Here is a 16,360-nt window from a genome sequence, read left to right as displayed (position 1 = left end):
TACTGTATGTCATTTTAAATAGGACGGTTGGGATAAAAATCTTAAACAACGAGAAATATTTAAAAAATGATGTGGGAACGATACTTTGGAAAAACAGTATCTTTGAGGTCGTGTTTGAGTTCGAGATCGCGTTTGATTTTTCAGGACTTTTATTTAATGATGGTGTCTCTGTAGTATCTATACAAAAAATAATAATGAAAATAGTAGTCATTGATAATTACGATAGTTTTACGTTTAACCTGGTACATTATCTTCAAGATTTAGAAGAACAAGTAGTGGTATATAGAAACGACGAGTTTGCTATCGAAGATTTGGAGTATTTTGATAAAATAGTACTTTCACCCGGTCCGGGTATTCCATCGGAAGCGGGATTGTTAAAACAAGTTATTGCAAAATATGCCACGACCAAAAGTATTTTGGGCGTTTGCTTGGGACAACAGGCCATAGCCGAGGTTTTTGGAGGTAGCTTGGTCAATCTCAACAAACCGTTTCACGGTATCGCTACAGCGATCACGGTTACGGTATCAGACGAAGTATTGTTTAAATCGCTTCCCAATCAATTTGAAGTAGGTCGTTACCATTCGTGGGCGGTGGATGTCAATTCCTTGCCGGATTGTTTAGAAGTGACGGCTGTGGATGGGCAAGGTATCATCATGGCGCTAAGGCACAAGGATTATGATGTATGTGCTGTGCAGTTTCATCCAGAAAGTATTTTGACCCCGATGGGCAAGCAAATATTAGCGAATTGGTTGGGTAAATAAGTCGATTGGTTGATTTGCCTACTACTTATTCGAAAGCAAATCCTAATGTATGATAAAGTTTGTAATTAGGGAAATTACATCTTGTAGTACGGATATATGATCCAACATTAGAAAATTTGTAAACAAAAAGAGCTGTCTCAAATGAATGAAACAGCTCTTTGTAATATATTTAAGAAAGATTATAGGTGAATCACTTCGCCATAAGCATCAGCAACAGCTTCCATAACCGCTTCACTCATAGTAGGGTGAGGGTGAACTGCTTTTAATACTTCATAACCCGTTGTTTCCAGTTTACGAGCGATAACTGCTTCTGCAATCATATCCGTAACTCCAGCACCGATCATGTGGCATCCTAACCATTCTCCGTATTTAGCATCAAAAATTACTTTTACAAAACCGTCAGGAGTTCCAGAAGCTTTCGCTTTTCCAGAAGCCGAGAAAGGGAATTTACCCACCTTGATTTCGTATCCAGCATCTTTTGCTTTTTGCTCAGTCATTCCCACAGAGGCAATTTCTGGAGTAGCATACGTACAACCAGGAATATTTCCATAGTCCAATGGCTCTACATGGTGACCAGCGATTTTTTCAACACAAAGGATTCCTTCAGCAGAAGCAACGTGAGCCAAAGCTTGACCAGGAACTACATCTCCAATAGCGTAATAACCCGGGATATTGGTTTCGTAAAAATCGTTAACTAAGATTTTATCTCTATCTGTAGCGATACCCACTTCTTCCAATCCGATGTTCTCGATATTAGATTTGATACCCACAGCAGATAAAACGATGTCTGCTTCTAGGATTTCTTCTCCTTTAGCTGTTTTAACCGTTGCTTTAACTCCTGTTCCAGTGATGTCCACTTTTTCAACAGAAGCATTAGTCATGATTTTAATTCCCGCTTTTTTCAACGAGCGCTCAAATTGTTTCGAAACGTCGATATCTTCAACAGGAACAATGTTTGGTAGAAACTCCACTATCGTTACTTCCGTTCCCATAGCGTTATAAAAATGTGCAAATTCAACACCGATGGCACCTGAACCTACTACAATCATTTTCTTAGGTTGTTCCGCAAGCGTCATCGCTTGACGGTATCCGATTACTTTTTTACCATCTTGAGGAAGATTAGGCAATTCTCTTGAACGAGCACCAGTAGCAATGATAATATGGTCTGCTGAAAGTTCCGTTACCTTACCATCTTGGTCGGTTACGTCTACTTTTTTACCTGCTTTTACCTTACCAAAACCATTGATAACTTCAATTTTGTTTTTTTTCATCAAAAACTGAACACCTTTGCTCATACCGTCAGCAACGCCTCTTGAACGTGCAATTACAGCAGAGAAATCTTTATCAAAAGATCCATCTATGTTGATACCATAGTCAGAAGCATGTTTTAAATAATCAAAAACTTGTGCAGATTTTAAAAGCGCTTTCGTTGGAATACATCCCCAGTTAAGGCAAATCCCACCTAAGTTTTCTTTTTCTACAACAGCTACTTTAAAGCCTAATTGTGATGCTCTGATGGCAGTTACATAACCTCCAGGACCACTTCCTAATACAATAATATCGAATTTCATATCTATGTGTTTCTGTATAATTCAGCTACGAAATTAATCATTTAATTTCGTTATTAAAACTTTCGTAATTAAAAGTTCTTTTCAATTGATTTTATTTGAATATTCTGTAATTATCTAATGATTTACAGCTAATTTCTTAAGGAATCTAAATGTTTATTGTGCTCAATCTCTTTGGTGGAAAATTGCGAGTCATATAGATTTTTATAGTAACCGTCTCGTAAATTAATCAGTTCAAGATGAGTACCCATTTCGACAATTCGACCTTGATCCATAACGATGATTTTATCTGCCTTAACTATGGTTGCTAAACGGTGTGCAATGATGATAGAAGTTCGGCCTTGTGTTAAGTATTCGGTGGCATTTTGTATCAATTCTTCGGAGTAGGTATCCACAGAAGAGGTCGCTTCATCTAAGATTAAAATGCTAGGATTGCTGACATAGGCTCGTAAAAATGCAATCAATTGACGCTGTCCTGAGGACAACATAATACCGCGCTCCTTAACGTTGTAATCGTATCCATAAGGTAGGCTCTCGATAAAATCATTAATACCGATTTTGATCGCTGCGGCAATCACATCATCACGAGTGATATTCGGATTGTGTAAGGTAATGTTGTTTAAGATCGAATCGCTAAATAAAAACACGTCTTGGAGGACAACAGCAACTTGTTTGCGCAGGCTCTCAGTTGTAAAAGATTTAATGTCTGTGCCATCGATTGAAATCGTTCCCTTGTCCAGCTCGTAAAAATTATTCAATAAATTGATGATGGTAGATTTACCTGCGCCAGATGATCCGACGATAGCTACGGTTTCTCCCGCTTTTATTTTAAGGTCGATGCCCTTTAGTACTTCCACTCCGGGTATATAACTGAAGTGAACGTCTCGGAACTCAATATTACCATTGAATTGCCCTGCCTCTATTGTTCCTGTTTTTTCCACTTCGTCTTCAATCTCCATAATTTCAAAAACGCGTTCTGCGGCGATGATACCCATTTGCATCACATTGAATTTATCCGCAATTTGGCGCAGTGGATTAAACAACATGTTGATCAACATCGTATAGGCAAAAAGATCTCCAAATGTTGTCAAATGCCCCCCATTAGCAATGGACATTCCGCCATACCAGATAATAAAACCCAAAGTCAAAGATGAAACGATATCAGCTATCGGAAAGAAAATAGAGTTGTATAAGATGTTTTTTAACCAAGCGTTATTGTGTTTGTCGTTGATGTCTTTGAATTTTTCGTATTCCACCTCTTCTCTAGTGAAGAGTTGCACGATTTTCATTCCGGTCAAACGCTCTTGAATAAAGGTGTTTAAATTGGAAATCTGAGTACGTACTTCTTGAAAAGCGGATTTCATTTTTAATTGAAAAACACGAGTAGCATAGAGCAAAATGGGCATACCAATAATCACAATACAACTCAATTGCCAATTCATATAAAACATAATTCCCAATACCACGACCATTTTTAATAGGTCACTGACAATCATAAATAATCCTTGACTAAAAATACTGGCAATAGACTCAATATCCGAAACCGCACGAGTGACTAATTTACCAACGGGTTCATTGTCAAAATACCGCATTTTAAATGAGGTGATTTTATTGAATAATTGTTCCCTAATATCTTTGACAATATCTTGCCCGAGCCAGTTGGCCCAATAAACAAAGTAGAATTGCGACACCACTTCGAGTATTAATACAAGAGCCATGAGGCCTACATAAATTAGTAAACCCTGTCCGTCGTGTTTCTGAACGTAATCGTCCACGGTTTGCTTGAGCATATAAGGACGCAATGCCGCGAATATCGAAAGCGATATTGCCCAAACAATCACCCAATTAAACCGACTTTGGTAGGGCTTGGAGTAACTTAATATTTTTTGGAGAGATATAGATTTAATGGCTTTCATTCAAAATAGGGGTATGATACTCGGGTTAAAAATAATCCTTTTGCTGGAACTGAAAATCCAGCTTGACCTCGATCTTTACTTTCAATTATAGTTCTAAGGTGGTCTACGGTTGCTTTTCCAAGCCCGATTTGTACTAAGGTTCCCACTATAGCTCGAACCATATTTCTTAGAAAACGATTGGCGGTAATGGTAAATACCAAACTGTTCTGATGACGACTCCAGTTCGCTTGCGTAATCGTGCAATTAAATGTAAAAACATCCGTATTGCTTTTAGAAAAACATTCAAAATCTTCGTACTCAAAAAGTATCTTAGCGGCCTCATTCATTTTTTCTACATCTAAAGGTCGATAGTGATACCAACTCAAATCTTTTTTAAAGGCATCCTTAAATAAATGCACATGATATTCATAGGTTCGACTAGTCGCATCAAAACGGGCATGAGCCTCATCACCCACTGCATGAAAACCATAAACGACGATGTCTTCCGGTAAAAAAGAATTGATTTTGGGTACTATAGCCGTGCTGTTGATCACCAATTCACTATCAAAATGAGCATACATCTGTCTGGCGTGTACTCCCGCATCCGTTCTACCAGCACCCACTAATTCTAATGGTGTACGCAGTATGGTACTAAGTGCACTAGTAAGTGTTTCCTGAACGGTTTTGGCATTGGGCTGAGATTGCCATCCATGATAATAGGTGCCTTGATATGCAAATTCTATAAAGTATCTCAAAATTGAAGGTCAAAATTTATTTGAAGTACAAATATAATCTAATTTAGTCATTGGATGTTTTTACTCCAATAAAATTAATGTTATACAAAAGGAAAGGATGCTGTAGGTGATGGTCTTTTTGGGCATTGCCTTCGGCCCAGGCCTTTTGCTGTATCTTTTTATAACGCTATCGCTTAATAAAAAGGATGCCGCGTCAGTCCTTAATGCAAAGTGATATAATATTGTTTTTGGATTTATAGAAAGTCGGATAATAAAATCTAATATCACAAGCAGCCCAGTTAAAGATAAATTGTCGGAAATTATTTAATTACCTTTGTTTTTACAATTCAAAAAAATATCAAATGCGTTTTATAGTTTTTATGTTGCTAATGGTCTCTGTACAGGGATTTAGTCAAGAATTTGATCAGTTTTTTACCGATAAAACCTTGCGAATTGATGCGGTTTTTGCGGGAAATGTAGAAAGGAAAAGTGTTGTGATCGATGAACTGAACGAACTTCCTCAATGGGCGGGTCGCAGGCATCATTTGAGTGAGAATCACCTTAAGGGAAATGGTACGGTTTCGTTATATGACCTAAAAACGCAACAGTTAATTTATACACATAGTTTTAGTACATTATACCAAGAATGGTTGTCGACGGAAGAAGCAGAGAAGATTTCTAAAAATTTTGAAAACGTCTTTTTGGTACCCTTCCCAAAAGGGGCCGTTCGTATAGAAATCGCGTTAATTGACAAAAAGGGGAGCTATCCGGTAGTGTTAAGTCAGCAAATAGATCCAACAGATATTTTGATTCATAAAAAAGGTTACCAATCCCAAACGCCTCATGTTTTGTTGAATCGGGCAAAAGAGGCTAAAAAAGCTATTAACGTGGTTATTGTAGCTGAGGGTTTTCAACAAAATCAAATGGCTGCTTTTAGAGAATATGCACAAGTCACTATGGACGAGATTTTTGCACATCAACCGTTTGGGCAATTTAAAGATCGTTTTAATTTTTATGCTGTAGAAAGTGTTTCGCAAGACTCTGGGGTGAGTGTACCGCGGAAAAATGAATGGAAACGCACAGCGGTAGAGTCCAATTTTGATACCTTTTATTCAGAGCGTTATCTGACTACAGGACGATTAAAAAAGCTACATGATTTGCTAGCAGGTATTCCGTATGAGCACATTATAATATTGGCTAATACCGATGTTTATGGAGGTGGTGGAATTTATAATGCTTATACTTTAACAACTACGGGGCATGTGAATTTTAAACCTGTAGTGGTTCACGAATTCGGACATAGTTTTGCGGGACTATCGGACGAGTATTTTTATGAAACCGATGTGCTGAGTGATATGCAATCGACGGCATTAGAACCTTGGGAACAAAATATAACGACTTTAAAGGATTTTGATTCGAAGTGGAAAGATATGTTGGTTAAAAAAACGCCGATACCTACTGATGTCACCGATTCTAAAAAATATCCTGTGGGCGTTTATGAAGGTTTGGCTGGTAAAAAGATTTACAAGGCTACTTTAGATTGTCGAATGAAAACCAATACCGCTAAGGAATTTTGTTCGGTTTGCGAAAGAGCGATCAGTCGTTTAATACAGTTTTATACCGATTAGACGTGAGGGATTGAAAGTGAGGGATGGATTTTAAACTATTAAAAAAAGAATTAGGTGAAAAAGATATTATTGTTGTCTGATACGCATAGTTGCATAGACGATACTATATTAAAATATGTAGATCAAGCAGATGAGGTATGGCACGCTGGCGATATCGGTGCTATTGCTGTAACGGATACCATCAAAAAACATAAACCGTTAAGAGCTGTCTTTGGAAACATAGATGGCATTGAAGCGCGTGCTGAATTTCCTGAAGACAATCGCTTTGTCTGTGAAGGGATGCGTGTATGGATCACGCATATTGGAGGTTATCCTGGTAAGTATAATGCCCGAGTGAAGGAAGAACTTCGTCTTGATCCGCCACAAATTTTTATATGTGGGCATTCGCATATACTAAAAGTTCAATTTGACAAAAGCTTGGGTATATTGCATCTTAATCCTGGGGCAGCGGGGATATCCGGTTTTCATCAAGTGCGAACGATGTTGCGTTTTGAAATTGATCACGGGAAAATACAGAACTTGGAGATTATAGAATTTCCAAAGCATAAAAAAACCGAACCCTAGGGTTCGGTTTTTGGCGCACTAATAAACTAAGATGAAAGGTTTATCTTAATCGATCTACAGATTTTACGAGATCTTCATCCTTCTTGATGGCTTTGTTGGCCAAAACCAAAAATAAGATAGAAGCAATAGGGAGGAACATCCCAATACCTTTCTCAGAAACCACTTCCGTAGTTTCTCCAGATATCATTAGAGAACGATACACAAATAATCCTAGTAATATAACGTTTGATAAGAGGTTCAATCTGTTTAAAACAAATTGATTTTGTCTTTTTTTATAGGCTAATATACTGATTACACTTAAGCTCGTAGAAAGTCCAAATAAAATGGTGTAATACGAGTTTTCCATAAAATAAAAAGGAATCTCACCCGATGTTTTCCACAGGGGAAATACAAAAGGAAGTATTCCGGAGAAGACCAGCGCTAAAATTAAATATACGGTTTGAATTCTTTGAATCATATTTTATTCTTTGAAAAGACAAAAATAACGTTTCTTTTTTGTAATTTCCTATTGTTTTTTAAAATTAATTCGTAATATTGCAAGGCATAGCTGTAAGTGCTTCATATTATGGCTACTTCAAATTTGAAATACACTCCAAAAAAACACAACACAACAATTCCATTAAATTTAAACAATAAACATTTCTATGTTTGACATTTCTGTATTAAAAGAAATGAAGCTTCTCGAGCTTCAAGAAATTGCAAAAAACGCGAAGATTAGTAAATATCGTAATTTAAAAAAGGATGAACTTGTTTATCAAATTTTAGATTATCAAGCTGCTAATCCAGAGTCTGTTAAGGTCTCTACTGTAACTACGGAAGATGCTCCCATAGCAAATTCAGCTGAAAAGCCGAAAAGAAAAAGAGTAGCTCCAGAGGATAAATTAGAAGTTCCCCCTACTGAGAAAGTCGAAAATGACAAGCCAGTCGTTGAAAAACAGCAAGTAGTAGCGGAAGCACCACAAGTCAAAAAAGAAAATTCGGAACGAGTTGCTCCAGCTAAGCGGATACAAGAACGCCCGAGAACAGACAATAGAAAAGATACGGCAACAAAAGAATCAGAGGTAAAGCCAACCGAAGGTTCTAGAGAAGAAGTTGCTACAAGAAAAGAATTTGTTCCTAAACAAAGAATCAAAAAAGAGGTAAGACCTTCAAATACCGTTGAAGCGAAAGACCAAGAAAACAATAAGGCTTCACAGCCAATTCCTGCTAAAAAAGCGAATACCAATCCCAACAATCCCAATGCTAACCAAAATGGAAACTCCAATCAGAATGGAAACTCCAATCAGAATGGAAACTCCAATCAGAATGGAAACTCCAATCAGAATGGAAACTCCAATCAGAATGGAAATTCTAATCAGAATGGAAATTCTAATCAGAATGGAAACTCTAATCAGAATGGAAACTCTAATCAGAATGGGAACTCTAATCAGAATGGGAATTCAAACCATAACAATCCAAACCAACACAATAATAATCCAAATGCAGCGGCTAAGAATAAAAAGCAACAGTATAGAGAACCGGATTATGAGTTTGATGGAATTATAGAGAGTGAAGGGGTATTGGAAATGATGCCTGACGGATATGGATTTTTAAGATCTTCTGATTATAATTATTTATCGTCTCCAGATGATATTTATTTATCGCAATCTCAAATTAGACTTTTTGGATTAAAAACTGGGGACACGGTAAAAGGGGTCGTAAGGCCTCCGAAAGAAGGGGAGAAGTTTTTCCCATTAGTTCGTGTATCTAAGATAAATGGACATGACCCACAAGTGGTTCGTGACCGGGTTTCTTTTGAGCATTTAACGCCTTTGTTTCCTGACGAAAAATTTAAGTTAGACGAAAAACGCAGTACGGTTTCAACGCGTATCATGGATATGTTTGCTCCAATTGGTAAAGGGCAGCGTGGTATGATCGTGGCACAACCTAAAACGGGTAAAACCATGCTTTTAAAGGATATTGCAAACGCTATTGCGGCCAATCATCCTGAAGTGTATTTGATCGTTTTATTGATTGATGAACGACCTGAAGAGGTTACTGATATGCAGCGTAGTGTCAATGCAGAAGTTATTGCTTCTACGTTTGATGAACCTGCAGAAAGACACGTTAAGGTAGCTAATATTGTTTTAGAAAAAGCCAAGAGATTGGTGGAATGTGGTCATGATGTAGTGATTTTATTAGATTCAATCACGCGTTTGGCTAGAGCTTACAATACGGTGCAACCAGCGTCTGGAAAGGTTTTAAGTGGTGGGGTAGATGCCAATGCTTTACAAAAACCAAAACGCTTTTTTGGAGCAGCTAGAAATATTGAAAATGGTGGTTCATTAAGTATTATCGCGACCGCTTTAACGGATACGGGATCTAAGATGGACGAGGTTATCTTTGAAGAATTTAAAGGTACTGGAAATATGGAATTGCAATTGGATCGTAAGATTGCTAACAAACGTATTTTCCCTGCTATTGATTTGACTTCATCAAGTACTAGAAGAGATGACTTGCTGTTAGATAAGCAAATGCTACAGAAGATGTGGGCTATTAGAAACTATTTGGCGGATATGAACTCTGTTGAAGCGATGAATTCCATTAATGATAATATAAAGAAGACAAATAACAACGATGAGTTTTTAAAATCGATGAACGATTAATATTTAAAATTCTTGTGACTATATTAAAAGAGAAAAATCATATTTATGGTTTTTCTCTTTTTTTATGGCATTTTTTTTGTAGTAAAACAATTTGTCAAGCGGTTGATAAATAAAGGATTATTCTTTTAAGTACTGTTGAATAGGTCTAAAATTTTTGTTATATTTGAAGGAGAGTGTTTAAATTAATAGATATAAAATCAATAGTTATGAAAAAAGCATTTTTTTTAACAGTCGTGATGATGTTCATCGGGCTGGGCGCTTCGGCTCAAGATAAGGTTTTGACCAAAGAGCAATTGCCAAAAGAAATTCAAACTTTTATTGGAAAAAACTTTAGTGACAAGGTTTTTCTGACAGCAAAGTTGGATAAGGAGCTTTTGAAGACTACCTACGAAGTGAAGTTTGATGATGGGACAGAGTTGGAATTTGACAAGAATTCAAGATTGATTCAAGCCGAATGTAAATCTGGATTACCGTCGTCAGTGATTCCGGTTGCCATACAAGATTATGTAACCAAAAATTACGGTATCAACTATGTAGTTGAGTGGGAGTTAAAAAGTACCAATAGACAAGACATTAAGTTAAATAATGAAATAGAACTAGTTTTTAATGATAAAGGCAAGTTTATGAGATTAGACTAATTGCTTTTAATTTTTACGAAGAAGCCGAGCATTGCTCGGTTTTTTTTATGCTGTCTTTTTGCAAGACTCTAAAAAGGTCGATTTAAGCGACTTATTTTTTAATAGCAGCATTGGTTTTGCTGCAAAGATTATTGCTCATACAAGCTGCTGAAAGGTTCTTCCAGCGGTCTTGTGCGGCAGCTCCGCCCCATATTTGAGTAGCCCAATAGGGGTTGTCAATAAATGGATTCCTATTTCCTTGTGCGTAGGCATTTTTTGTATTTGCCAAATAGTTGTTGCGTTGAATTTCAATCTCAGATACAGGATCTTCGGCATTCCACTTTAAAAACAAATCGATCATACCATCAGGCGTGGCTTTGGTGCTACCATAACCCACGTTGTTAGGTAAGCAGCGAGTGTTGTATCTCAAATACATATACATCATCATTCTGGCGACATCCCCTTTCCATTCATCGCCGGGATACCAGCCATTTCCGGATTTTCCGGAATTTCCTAAACCGTCGGCAAATTTTAGGTTTCCTCTTGCCGCATTCCAATCGACATCGGAAGCTCTGATGTGATGGGCATCTGCGCCTGGTCCTGTAATATCGAGGTTGGGCTTTCCTAATGACTTGGCAAAAGTGTGTTCTCTGTTCCAGTCGCCTTTTGCTCCTCCGTTATCTTCTTTATTTCTAGTTCGACTTTGAATGCCTTTATTTGTGTTTTTCCATCCGTATAACAATAAAACCTTAGAAGGATCAGTCGGATCGAGATCACATATTTTAATGGCATTCCAAACTTGTTTGTAGCTAAGCTGTTTGGTATGGGTTGCGGTAATTTTACGAATCAATTGATTTTTAAAGGCAACACCTGTCAGTGAGAAATCGACACCTTGGTAGTAGGTAAGCTGATCTGCAGGTTGAGCAACAGTGGTATTATAAAACAAAAATCCACCGATAATGAGTAAAAGAATTCTATTCATAAGCGGTGGAATATTTATTTTAAAGATATTGTAATTATTTTTTTCTTTCCATTAAGGCCATATAGAATCCGTCAAAACCAGATTCAGACGAAAGAATTCTTCGGTCTTCAATCAGTTTAAATTGTGATCCGATTTCCGTTGTTAGGAAAAATGCAATTTGCTCTTGGTTTTCAGATGGAAGTATAGAGCAAGTAGCATAAACCAATTTACCTCCTGGTTTAACGATTTTAGAATAATCTTCTAAAACTTGTCTTTGCACCACTTTGATATTGTCTATAAATTCCGGTTGTAATTTCCATTTGCTATCTGGGTTTCTCTTTAAAACCCCTAATCCACTACACGGAGCATCGATCAACACGCGATCTGCTTTTTCGTGTAATTTTTTAATCACTTTGGTGGTATCTATAATGCGGTATTCAATGTTGAATGCAGCATTTCTTTTGGCACGAATCTTTAATTGCTTTTGCTTGCTTTCATAGATATCCATCGCGATGATTTGCCCTTTGTTTTCCATTAAAGAAGCCATGTGTAGGGTTTTTCCACCTGCGCCAGCACAAGTATCTACCACGCGCATTCCAGGTTGTATATCTAGAAAACGAGCTACTAATTGTGAAGAAGCATCTTGTACCTCAAAGAAGCCTTCTTTAAAAGCATCTGTTAAGAATACGTTTGCACGTTCTTTTAAAATAAGCGCATCGGGATAATTATCATCTAAAATAGTGTCAATGTCCAAATCCATTAGAATTGCACGCAATTTCTCACGAGTTGTCTTCAGTGTATTAACACGTAAAATAACTTGTGCTTGTTTGTTTTGTGCTGCCAATTCTTGAGTCCAAGTTTCCTCGCCCAATTCTTTTAGTCCCAACTCATCCATCCAGTCTGGAATAGATTCTCTGTATTTACGGATTTTGATAAGTTCGTCAAAACGCCCTTTTATTTTTCGAACTGGTGTTTTTTCAAAATATTTCCAATCTGGAAGTTTATAACCTCTTAATACGGCCCAAACAGCAAAGATTTTCCAAACTTCATCTCGGTTATATGGTTCTTTAACTTCAGCAATTTCTGCATAAAGTCGTTTCCATCGAACCATCTCATATATAGTTTCCGCAACGAATTTTCGGTCCGTGCTTCCCCATCTCTTGTCTTTCTTTAAAGCTCTTGATACAACTTTGTCGGCATATTCACCATCGTTGTAGATCGATAAAATTGAGTCAATTACGGTAAATGTTAAATTTCTATGTAGTCTCATTATAAATATAAAATCAGCCTGCAAAGATAGTGCTTTTCAGGCTGATTTTTAAAAATTATGGTTATTATTGTGTAAGGAATAACAATTATAGGTTTCCCTGACTTTATTTTTTATTGCGATACTGCTTTAGTAGTTTGCGATTAAAGTCGTCTTCAGTCTTGTTTAATTGAATGATTTTTTTAGCACTCAATACTTTTTGTACCTCTTGAAGGAAATTAGTTCGTAGGCTAAAGTATTCCGATTCGTAGTTAATTATCTTTTTTAAAGCCTCTTCCGCTTCTTTCTCCTGCATTTTCTCAATGGTTTCCATATCCGTATTTCGAATATAACGTGCCATCGGATTATTTCTTAAAGCGTGCATTTTCTCCGAGTAATTCGTGTACAGCGGCCAGAATTTTTCCGATTCTTTTGCAGTTAGATTTAATTCAGATGATAGATGAGCTATTTTTAGAGAATTGATTTGATCGTGATTGCCGCGGTCTTGGGCTATAATGCTGTGAGAGCAAAAATAAAGCAAACATAAAGTGATGAGTTTTTTCATATGTCTTTTACATTTTTATAATTAGGGTCATGGGGTATCGCATTTTCATTCAAAAGTGGTTTGTGTTCCACATTTTACTATCGACGATACGGTCTGATTATTCTTCATTTAAGTAAAACTCAATATCCGTACTAGTCAGCAGATAATCATCTATTTTTAGTTCGTTGAGATTTAGTGTTTTTTCAAATTCTTTAAAATCTTCAGCATTAAAATCTTGTGCGATGTCAGAAGTAGATGCGTTAAACTGTAAATAGTTTTCCATTTCTGCGGATTTTAGATCAACCTGATTGTTATTGGTAAACCAAAAACTCAGACCGAGAAGTACAACAGCACTCGCTGCTGCGCCGAAATAAACCAGTCTCGAAATAGACAAGCTTTTTTTAGGAGGTATAGCAGGGGTATTGTCCCACTTGGTAAACAATTTTCCGTCAAAATCCTCAAAATAACGATCCGGGACTTTAAAGTTCTCCTTTGATTCAGGTAGGGAATGTGATTTTTGTTCTTTCATCGCTTTGTAATCTTATAGGTTAGACTATAAAAAAACCTAAAGGTTTAATGGTCTTTTAAAAATAGCTCTATTTTTTTTACAGCATGGTGGTAGGAGGCTTTTAAAGCACCTACGGAAGTCTCTAGGATTTCGGAAATCGTTTGGTAATCTAAATTCTCATAATACTTCATCTTGAATACCAATTGCTGTTTTTCTGGTAGAGTAATCACCGCTTTATGAAGTAAAAGTTGAATTTCGTCTCCGTTATATAAATCATCTTCTTGAAGTTCTTCTACTAGAAATTCAGATAATTCGTTATAAGAAAATTGATTTTTATGTGCTTTTTGTTTTAGAAAAGTTAAGGCTTCATTGGTTGCAATTCGAAACATCCACGAAAATAATTTGCTTTCGCCTTTGAATTTATCGATGTTTTGAAAGATCTTAATAAAGGAATTCTGCAGCACATCGTCGGTGTCGGCATGATCTAATAGTAGCGTACGCAGATGGCTGTAAAGCGGTTTTTTATACCGGCTTACCAGATCCCTAAATGCGTCTTCTTGGGTGTCTTTTTGAGTTAATCGTTGAATAAATAAAGCTTCGTCTTCCAAAATAAATTGTAAGTGTGAAAGTTAAGCATTTTGAGCTAAATGCTACAGTTTGATAATTGTTTTTATTAGACTTGTTTTTATAAAAAGTGAACTTGCTTATGGGGAGGATGTACATGGGGAATGATTTTTTTTAATATTACTTTCTTTTTCTTATTTAAAAGGCGAAAGCGCGAATTATAATTTCGCATAGTTTTTATAAACGTTTACCTTTGTAAAAAAAACAATGATTAAGACCATTATATTTGATATGGATGGGGTTATCGTCGATACAGAGCCCGTACATAAATATGCCTATTACAAGCATTTTGATGAATTGGGAATTGATGTGACTCCTGAGATGTATGCCTCTTTCACTGGTAATTCTACTAGAAATGTTTTTCAGAAGTTAAAAGAACATTTTGGTCTGACACACGATGTGGAGGATTTAATATTGAGAAAACGTTTTTTCTTTAACGATGCTTTTGATACCAAAGAAGATTTGGAATTGATAGCGGGAGTAAAAGCGCTAATCGTTGATTTGTATCAAAATGATGTGCAGCTCATTTTGGCTTCATCAGCATCAAAGGGAACTATTCAAAGGGTTTTTACTCGTTTTGAGTTGTTTCCCTATTTTACAGATATAGTAAGTGGAGAAGATTTTCCAAAATCTAAACCGGATCCAGCTATTTTTCTACATGCTGCGTCACTTTCTAAAGCACCTAAAGAACAATGTGCTATTATTGAAGACAGTACTAGTGGTGTTCGTGCTGCCTGTGCAGCTGATATTTTCTGTATAGCTTATCACAGTGAAAATTCGAAATTACAGGATTTGACCGGCGCATCGTTTTTTGTAAAAGACTTTAATGAAGTCAATGCAGCGGTTATTCAAACAGTAAAACAACTTTAATAAAAAAAGGCTAGTCATAATTAGTGACTAGCCTTTTATATAAGGGATATGCAATTATAATTTGTGCATGTTATTGGCTAAGGTTTCGATAAATTTGCCAATAGGGCCTTTAACCATCATGGCCATCATCGGATTAAATTCACCTTCAAAATGCAACTGAACAGCTGCGTTTTCACCATCAATCGGTTCTATGTCTCCGATAAGTGTAAAGGGAAGTTTATCACTAGCAGCACCTAAAACAATTTTTGTAGGGGCTATTTGATCTTTTTTTCTCAATTTGATTTCGGGCATTCCCTTTAAACCGAAAATAAAAGAATCTTCATCTACCACTTCAAACTTAGCAATAGAATCCGGCATTAATTGTTTGAAGTTTTTGACATCGCTTAAAGCCTCAAAAATATATTCTGCGGACTTGGATACAGTAACCTTAGGACTTTCTAGTTTCATAGTATGACTATTTTGGTTTTTAAACAGATATATAATGTTGAATTGACTTTTGGAATTTAACCCAAAATGTTAGTGTCGGTTTTATATAATCTTTAAATTATTTATTTTGGACTCCAAATAGATGGGTTGGTACGCCATTCTTTTAAAGTTTCCAAATCGGATTCCGAAATATACTTTTTTTCTACCGCACTTTCTAATAATGACGAATAATTACTTAAAGTCATCAATTCAATTCCAGCTTCTTTAAAGTTTTGATCAGCAATTTCAAAACCATAGGTAAAAATTGCTGCCATACCCAATACATTGGCGCCATTGGCTTTTAAAGCTTCTACGGCTTGCAAGCTACTCTTACCTGTACTAATTAGGTCTTCGATCACTAAAACTGATTTACCGGCTTCCAATTGTCCTTCGATTTGGTTTTGTCTACCGTGTTTTTTAGGCTCGGGTCTTACATATACAAAAGGTAATTCCAATACTTCTGCAACCATTAATCCGATACCAATAGCACCTGTAGCAACTCCGGCAATGACGTCTGGCTTACCGTATTTGGCTTCGATATTCTGAGCAAATTCATTTTTTAGGAATTTTCTAATCTCTGGATATGAGAGTGTTATGCGGTTGTCGCAGTAGATTGGCGATTTCCATCCCGAAGCCCATATAAAAGGATTTTTAGGATCTAATTTAATTGCGTTTATTTGTAAAAGCAATTCGGCCGTTTTTTGTGCTGTTTCTCTATTAAAAATCATAG

The 16,360-nt window shown here is 36.5% G+C and carries 17 protein-coding genes; 6 read left to right on the top strand and 11 right to left on the bottom strand.

Going from position 1 to position 16,360, the window contains the following annotated elements:
* The first annotated feature begins 191 nt into the window (after nt 1-191).
* Nucleotides 192-761, top strand: a complete 570-nt coding sequence (locus L1275_RS08980; RefSeq protein WP_253472092.1) for a gamma-glutamyl-gamma-aminobutyrate hydrolase family protein — start codon at nt 192-194, stop codon at nt 759-761.
* A 179-nt stretch (nt 762-940) separates the two neighbouring features.
* On the opposite strand, the gene lpdA is transcribed toward L1275_RS08980, so the two are convergent.
* The 3 genes from lpdA to truA form a co-directional block, all read right to left on the bottom strand.
* Nucleotides 941-2,332, bottom strand: a complete 1,392-nt coding sequence (lpdA, locus tag L1275_RS08975; protein WP_253471977.1) for a dihydrolipoyl dehydrogenase — start codon at nt 2,330-2,332, stop codon at nt 941-943.
* 128 nt (nt 2,333-2,460) lie between these two features.
* Nucleotides 2,461-4,245: an ABC transporter ATP-binding protein gene (locus tag L1275_RS08970; RefSeq protein WP_253471976.1), complete on the bottom strand. Its 1,785-nt coding sequence runs from the start codon at nt 4,243-4,245 to the stop codon at nt 2,461-2,463.
* Nucleotides 4,242-4,979, bottom strand: a complete 738-nt coding sequence (truA, locus tag L1275_RS08965; protein ID WP_253471974.1) for a tRNA pseudouridine(38-40) synthase TruA — start codon at nt 4,977-4,979, stop codon at nt 4,242-4,244. Before truA ends, L1275_RS08970 begins: the two co-directional genes overlap by 4 nt.
* Before the next feature lie 341 nt (nt 4,980-5,320).
* On the opposite strand from truA, the gene L1275_RS08960 reads away from it, so the two are divergent.
* Together L1275_RS08960 and L1275_RS08955 are read left to right on the top strand one after the other, a co-directional pair.
* The gene (locus tag L1275_RS08960) at nt 5,321-6,586 is read left to right on the top strand and encodes a M64 family metallopeptidase (RefSeq protein ID WP_253471971.1); all 1,266 of its coding nucleotides are present in this window, start codon (nt 5,321-5,323) and stop codon (nt 6,584-6,586) included.
* Between the two features lie 54 nt (nt 6,587-6,640).
* Nucleotides 6,641-7,150 carry a YfcE family phosphodiesterase gene (locus L1275_RS08955; protein WP_253471969.1) on the top strand — a complete coding sequence of 170 codons (510 nt, stop codon included), beginning with the start codon at nt 6,641-6,643 and terminating at the stop codon, nt 7,148-7,150.
* A 40-nt stretch (nt 7,151-7,190) separates the two neighbouring features.
* On the opposite strand, the gene L1275_RS08950 is transcribed toward L1275_RS08955, so the two are convergent.
* Entirely contained in the window at nt 7,191-7,607 is a 417-nt protein-coding gene (locus L1275_RS08950; protein WP_253471967.1) for a DUF4293 domain-containing protein, read from the bottom strand.
* A 187-nt stretch (nt 7,608-7,794) separates the two neighbouring features.
* On the opposite strand from L1275_RS08950, the gene rho reads away from it, so the two are divergent.
* The gene (rho, locus tag L1275_RS08945) at nt 7,795-9,795 is read left to right on the top strand and encodes a transcription termination factor Rho (RefSeq protein ID WP_253471965.1); all 2,001 of its coding nucleotides are present in this window, start codon (nt 7,795-7,797) and stop codon (nt 9,793-9,795) included.
* A 206-nt stretch (nt 9,796-10,001) separates the two neighbouring features.
* A complete protein-coding gene (locus tag L1275_RS08940) occupies nt 10,002-10,433 on the top strand; it encodes a PepSY-like domain-containing protein (RefSeq protein ID WP_253471963.1) in 432 nt (143 codons plus the stop codon).
* A gap of 91 nt (nt 10,434-10,524) precedes the next feature.
* Here the strand turns inward: L1275_RS08940 and L1275_RS08935 are convergent, their stop codons facing one another.
* The 5 genes from L1275_RS08935 to L1275_RS08915 form a co-directional block, all read right to left on the bottom strand.
* Nucleotides 10,525-11,394 (bottom strand): endonuclease I family protein, encoded by an 870-nt coding sequence (locus L1275_RS08935; protein ID WP_253471961.1) that lies wholly within the window; start codon nt 11,392-11,394, stop codon nt 10,525-10,527.
* A gap of 34 nt (nt 11,395-11,428) precedes the next feature.
* The gene (locus L1275_RS08930; protein WP_253471959.1) at nt 11,429-12,643 is read right to left on the bottom strand and encodes an RsmB/NOP family class I SAM-dependent RNA methyltransferase; all 1,215 of its coding nucleotides are present in this window, start codon (nt 12,641-12,643) and stop codon (nt 11,429-11,431) included.
* 103 nt (nt 12,644-12,746) lie between these two features.
* Nucleotides 12,747-13,184: a hypothetical protein gene (locus L1275_RS08925; protein WP_253471957.1), complete on the bottom strand. Its 438-nt coding sequence runs from the start codon at nt 13,182-13,184 to the stop codon at nt 12,747-12,749.
* Between the two features lie 97 nt (nt 13,185-13,281).
* Nucleotides 13,282-13,692 (bottom strand): hypothetical protein, encoded by a 411-nt coding sequence (locus L1275_RS08920; protein WP_253471955.1) that lies wholly within the window; start codon nt 13,690-13,692, stop codon nt 13,282-13,284.
* Nucleotides 13,693-13,736: 44 nt separating this feature from the next.
* Nucleotides 13,737-14,279, bottom strand: a complete 543-nt coding sequence (locus tag L1275_RS08915) for an RNA polymerase sigma factor (RefSeq protein WP_253471953.1) — start codon at nt 14,277-14,279, stop codon at nt 13,737-13,739.
* A 223-nt stretch (nt 14,280-14,502) separates the two neighbouring features.
* On the opposite strand from L1275_RS08915, the gene L1275_RS08910 reads away from it, so the two are divergent.
* A complete protein-coding gene (locus L1275_RS08910; RefSeq protein WP_253471951.1) occupies nt 14,503-15,165 on the top strand; it encodes an HAD family phosphatase in 663 nt (220 codons plus the stop codon).
* Between the two features lie 54 nt (nt 15,166-15,219).
* Here the strand turns inward: L1275_RS08910 and L1275_RS08905 are convergent, their stop codons facing one another.
* Both L1275_RS08905 and pyrE read right to left on the bottom strand, forming a co-directional pair.
* Nucleotides 15,220-15,612, bottom strand: coding sequence for an SRPBCC family protein (locus L1275_RS08905; RefSeq protein ID WP_253471949.1), 393 nt, complete (start codon nt 15,610-15,612; stop codon nt 15,220-15,222).
* Between the two features lie 101 nt (nt 15,613-15,713).
* A complete protein-coding gene (gene pyrE, locus L1275_RS08900) occupies nt 15,714-16,358 on the bottom strand; it encodes an orotate phosphoribosyltransferase (protein WP_253471947.1) in 645 nt (214 codons plus the stop codon).
* Between the last annotated feature and the right edge of the window lie 2 nt (nt 16,359-16,360).

The organism is Flavobacterium sp. HSC-61S13 (genome assembly GCF_024171535.1).
GTDB lineage: Bacteria > Bacteroidota > Bacteroidia > Flavobacteriales > Flavobacteriaceae > Flavobacterium.
Note: the sequence above shows the minus strand (reverse complement) of the source record. Positions and strands in the feature narration are given on the sequence as shown.

What these genes read in the sequence shown, in the direction of transcription:
- lpdA (WP_253471977.1), bottom strand. Translation starts at nt 2,332, where the DNA reads ATGAAATTCGATATTATTGTATTAGGAAGTGGTCCTGGAGGTTATGTA.
- L1275_RS08970 (WP_253471976.1), bottom strand. Translation starts at nt 4,245, where the DNA reads ATGAAAGCCATTAAATCTATATCTCTCCAAAAAATATTAAGTTACTCC.
- L1275_RS08960 (WP_253471971.1), top strand. Translation starts at nt 5,321, where the DNA reads ATGCGTTTTATAGTTTTTATGTTGCTAATGGTCTCTGTACAGGGATTT.
- L1275_RS08950 (WP_253471967.1), bottom strand. Translation starts at nt 7,607, where the DNA reads ATGATTCAAAGAATTCAAACCGTATATTTAATTTTAGCGCTGGTCTTC.
- rho (WP_253471965.1), top strand. Translation starts at nt 7,795, where the DNA reads ATGTTTGACATTTCTGTATTAAAAGAAATGAAGCTTCTCGAGCTTCAA.
- L1275_RS08940 (WP_253471963.1), top strand. Translation starts at nt 10,002, where the DNA reads ATGAAAAAAGCATTTTTTTTAACAGTCGTGATGATGTTCATCGGGCTG.
- L1275_RS08935 (WP_253471961.1), bottom strand. Translation starts at nt 11,394, where the DNA reads ATGAATAGAATTCTTTTACTCATTATCGGTGGATTTTTGTTTTATAAT.
- L1275_RS08930 (WP_253471959.1), bottom strand. Translation starts at nt 12,643, where the DNA reads ATGAGACTACATAGAAATTTAACATTTACCGTAATTGACTCAATTTTA.
- L1275_RS08925 (WP_253471957.1), bottom strand. Translation starts at nt 13,184, where the DNA reads ATGAAAAAACTCATCACTTTATGTTTGCTTTATTTTTGCTCTCACAGC.
- L1275_RS08920 (WP_253471955.1), bottom strand. Translation starts at nt 13,692, where the DNA reads ATGAAAGAACAAAAATCACATTCCCTACCTGAATCAAAGGAGAACTTT.
- L1275_RS08910 (WP_253471951.1), top strand. Translation starts at nt 14,503, where the DNA reads ATGATTAAGACCATTATATTTGATATGGATGGGGTTATCGTCGATACA.
- L1275_RS08905 (WP_253471949.1), bottom strand. Translation starts at nt 15,612, where the DNA reads ATGAAACTAGAAAGTCCTAAGGTTACTGTATCCAAGTCCGCAGAATAT.
- pyrE (WP_253471947.1), bottom strand. Translation starts at nt 16,358, where the DNA reads ATGATTTTTAATAGAGAAACAGCACAAAAAACGGCCGAATTGCTTTTA.